This is a genomic window from Geminocystis sp. CENA526 (genome assembly GCF_050753365.1).
GTDB lineage: Bacteria > Cyanobacteriota > Cyanobacteriia > Cyanobacteriales > Cyanobacteriaceae > Geminocystis.
Genome location: NZ_JBLZFY010000187.1, coordinates 1 through 3,942 on the forward strand (window position 1 = coordinate 1; position 3,942 = coordinate 3,942).

A 3,942-nucleotide genomic window follows, 5' to 3' on the forward strand; every position below is an offset into this window, starting at 1 on the left:
GAGCTAGAGATAAAAATATGAATAGTAATATGAATAATTGTTTAGAATCAGCAGGAAATAAATACTTAAAAGCATTAGAAAAAACTAAGTCACTATGGCATTCTTATTGTGGTTGTGAAACTCCTGGTTTAGAAACTAAATGTCACGGTTGTCCTTATTTTATTGAGTTTGTAGAAAATATGCAAAAAAATCTTCCAGAAGAGCAAGAGTATTCTTGGATTTCGGCTACATCTCGTAGTTGCGATGAGGGAGTTAAAAAACTTTATTTGGAAATGTTTGATAATGGTTATTCTATTTCCAGAATTATTCAATTAGTGGGGGTTGGTAGCTATAAAACTGTAAAGAGTTTTCTCAAGGAATATAAAAAATTTAGAACAGTTGTTAACGCAACATCTGAGGAAAAAGATTTGATTTGCCGTCTATATTTAGAGGAAAAAACACCTGTGGAAATTGAGGCGATAACTGGTATTTGCGAAGACTCGATTAGATCTTATGTTCGCAAAAAAGGCATAATACGTTCTCTAAAAATTTATTCAAAGGAAGAAAAGGAAAACGCAGTAAAAATGTGGCTTAATGGTTCAACATACCTTGAAATTCAAGAGGCGACAGGAATGACAAGTACAGTTCTTTGTAAAACGATAAAAGAGTATGATTTAACAAGGGAGAAAAAAGTTGGTGCTCCTCGGAAATATTCCCAAGAGGTAATTGAACAATGTATTAAAATGCGAGAAGAAGGTAAAACTTATGTTGAAATTGAGTATATAATGAATGTACCTACAACGACTATTTCTAATTGGTATAAAGAGAAACACTCAAATAAATTTACTCAAACGTAATGAGAAAGTCGGAAGAGTAATTTGTCTGTAAAAAACATAGGTAGCATAGGGGCAAACGGCAAACTCTTTATTCCCAATTTCTTTCAATTAAAATAGCATAATTAGTTTGAGAGAACCATTTTTTTCTTAATTTCGCAACAACTTTATTAACTATAAGAAATATAAATAAACTCATCAAAAGTTATAATCTTATGTTACGAATTTGCTATGGAAATAGTGCCTATTCCCTATTGCCTACCTTCATCAATAATTTATCATATTCAAAGTAGAAGAGCCGTATAAATTAATAATGTGCGACTAATTAGTGATAAAATGTATTGGCGAATGTGAAATAAGCTATGAAAATTCTTAGTTACCTATTTATCTTATCTATTGCTGTACTATTTATTTTCCTGTACCCAAATGATGTTTTAGCAGCGAAAATAACGACTATTACCGTTGATGTCGAAAAAACTAAAGCAGGAGGACAAAACTGGGATGTTAAGGAAGGTGCTCCTGATATTGCTTTATGTATATCTCATTCTTTAGTGGGTACTTTATGTTTACCTGAAGGGGATGATATGGATTTGATCTCTTTAGCTGAATGTAAAAATTCCTATCATTGTCGTTTTAGTGTTGAAACTCCTGATCGGAACTTTAAAGTTTCAGTTATCGATGTTGATTTAATACTGAATGATTTAATCGGTACAGGACATTGTGGTAACAGACAAACTTGCACTGTGGGACAAGCTATGGTGAAAGTAGATTAGAGTTGGAAAATTTTTTCGCTAGTGGTAGTGATCTAGTAATGTGCTGATCTGAATCAATAGTCAAACAGGGATAATTGTCCGATCGAGACACTACCTTTTCTTCTGGTATGATAAGAAAGATGACAAGGATTACAAAGAGGAATCAAATTTTCGGGGCGATTATCTTCAGGTTTATAGTTAGCATGATGTACGGCTAAGGTTATTTTTTTTATGTCAGAAATTGTTAATTTTGATCGATCATCTTCTGGTTTCAAACATTGTATTCCACATTTTTGACATTTCCAACCTACTGCTTCTTTTCTTTCTCTTGCTATTTTGTCCCAGTTGTCTGGATACCGAGATTTTGACATTAATTATATTATGTGTAATTCTTGATTTCTTATCTTATCATTAATTTACTAACAGACTGACAGAGTTAGGAAGTAACAGACTACCAAACTAAGAAATAATTACGATAGTCTAATCAAATAGATGCTATACTAACAGACTAACAAACTAACAGAGTCGCAACTAATAAATCTATAGTGGGAATAAATGGGAAGGATTATAGCGATCGCAAACGGAAAGGGTGGGGTGGGCAAAACCACAACGGCGGTGAATATAGCGGCTATTTTAGCTGGTAAGTATTCTACTTTATTGGTGGATACAGATCCTCAAGGTTCTGCTACATGGTGGGCGGAAAGGGGGGATTTGCCTTTTGACATAGCACAGGAAACTAATGCGGATTTGTTGGGCAAGTTGAAGCAAATATCTGATTATGGATCGATCGTGGTGGATACTCCTCCTGCTTTGGGGAGTGAGGCTTTAAAGGCGGTGATTAAAGTGGCGGATTATTTGATACTGCCTACCATACCTGCTCCGATGGATTTAACGGCTTTAATTACTACGGTACAAACGGCAATTTTACCGATTACTGTAAATTATAGTGTTTTAATCACGAAGGTTGATCCTCGATCGATCAATGAGGCGAAGGAGGCTCAAGAAGCTCTCAAATCTGCTAAGATTCGGGTATTTGAGGGTATGATTCGCAGTTATAAAGTCCATGAAAGATGTCCTCTGGAGGGGGTAGCGATTACTAAAGCAAAGGGTAAAAATTCTCGTTTAGGTTTACGAGATTATCGTCAAGTAGTGCAAGAGTTGGAGGCTAATTGGTAATGGCAAGGAAAAAAAATCTCTCTAGTTTAATTGGTGAAGCTGTTGAAGTTATATCTGAACCTGAAACTACCAGAGTTACAGAGTCTGAAAGTAACAGACTACCAGAGTCACAAAGTCTGCAAGTTACAGAGTCTGAAAGTAACAGACTACCAGAGTCACAAAGTCTGCAAGTTACAGAGTCTGAAAGTAACAAACTACCAGAGTCACAAAGTCTGCAAGTTACGGAGTCTGAAAGTAACAGACTACCAGAGTCACAAAGTCTGCAAGTTACGGAGTCTGAAAGTAACAAACTACTAGACTTAGTGGATTTAGAAATTATCTCTAGTGAAGAAACTTTTGAATTAAAATCAATGATTGAAAAAGCTACTGATTTACAAAGTAATAAGGTAACAGCATTTGATAGTGACAATTTAACAGACTCTGATGACAAGGTTAATTTGTCAGGAAATCAAGGGGTAATTAATTCTCCTAGGGATGAAATGATGAAGGAAACAAGTTTTCAAGGGTTAGAAAATCAATCAGCTATGACGATCGATCGAACTGCAATGGATAAGGATAATTTAGAATCACAGACAACAAAAGTTACGGACTCTATGACTAATCAAGGAATTAATTCTCGTAAAAAAAGAGGAGGAAAAACTACGGCGGAGTCGGGGAAAAAGGTGGCTAATTCAACTTCAACAGAATATCGGGTGACTAAAGAAACAGAGTTACAGACTCAGGAAGTAGAAAAGACACCTAAATATTTAACTCTTGTGCGTAAGGAGGCAAGGTTAACGGAAGCACAATTGGATGATTTAACTTTGTTGGTGCGTAAGTTAAACCGCAGTCGTCATGGAAAAGGGGAAAGAATTACGGAAAATACTTTGATTCGTTTAGCTATTGATTTGCTGTTACAACGGGGGGATTCTCTTATTGGTGCGACGGAGAAGGATTTAAGGCAATCTTTAGGTTTGGATTCTCTCTAGTTGGGAATGTCAGAAAATCTAATTTCGATCGATCCTTGACTTATTAAAGTTCGATCTAATAAATTTTACACCACTGCCCCTCATAACAGCGACCCTATGTTTCCGCCAACACCTCGATCTAACTTTGTATAACTGTAACTTTATAAAAATATTATTAAATTTTGCATAAATTCCGAAAATCATCCTGATAATTAAATAGAAGCAAAAATTATCATAGTGTTTTTACACTTCACT

At 35.2% G+C, this 3,942-nt stretch carries 5 protein-coding genes; 4 read left to right on the forward strand and 1 reads right to left on the reverse strand.

Features of this window, described 5'->3' with window-relative positions:
* A partial coding sequence (locus ACN4EE_RS22195) for a hypothetical protein (protein ID WP_431708697.1) occupies window positions 1-836 on the forward strand: 836 nt, incomplete at its 5' end.
* Between the two features lie 338 nt (window positions 837-1,174).
* Entirely contained in the window at window positions 1,175-1,585 is a 411-nt protein-coding gene (locus ACN4EE_RS22200) for a hypothetical protein (RefSeq protein ID WP_431708698.1), read from the forward strand.
* Window positions 1,586-1,638: 53 nt separating this feature from the next.
* Here the strand turns inward: ACN4EE_RS22200 and ACN4EE_RS22205 are convergent, their stop codons facing one another.
* Window positions 1,639-1,935 carry an HNH endonuclease gene (locus ACN4EE_RS22205; protein WP_431708699.1) on the reverse strand — a complete coding sequence of 99 codons (297 nt, stop codon included), beginning with the start codon at window positions 1,933-1,935 and terminating at the stop codon, window positions 1,639-1,641.
* 184 nt (window positions 1,936-2,119) lie between these two features.
* Between ACN4EE_RS22205 and ACN4EE_RS22210 the strand changes: the two genes are divergently transcribed.
* Window positions 2,120-2,740: a ParA family protein gene (locus ACN4EE_RS22210; RefSeq protein WP_431708700.1), complete on the forward strand. Its 621-nt coding sequence runs from the start codon at window positions 2,120-2,122 to the stop codon at window positions 2,738-2,740.
* Entirely contained in the window at window positions 2,740-3,708 is a 969-nt protein-coding gene (locus ACN4EE_RS22215) for a hypothetical protein (protein ID WP_431708701.1), read from the forward strand. The genes ACN4EE_RS22210 and ACN4EE_RS22215 overlap by 1 nt, the downstream gene beginning before the upstream one ends.
* The last annotated feature ends 234 nt before the right edge of the window (window positions 3,709-3,942 follow it).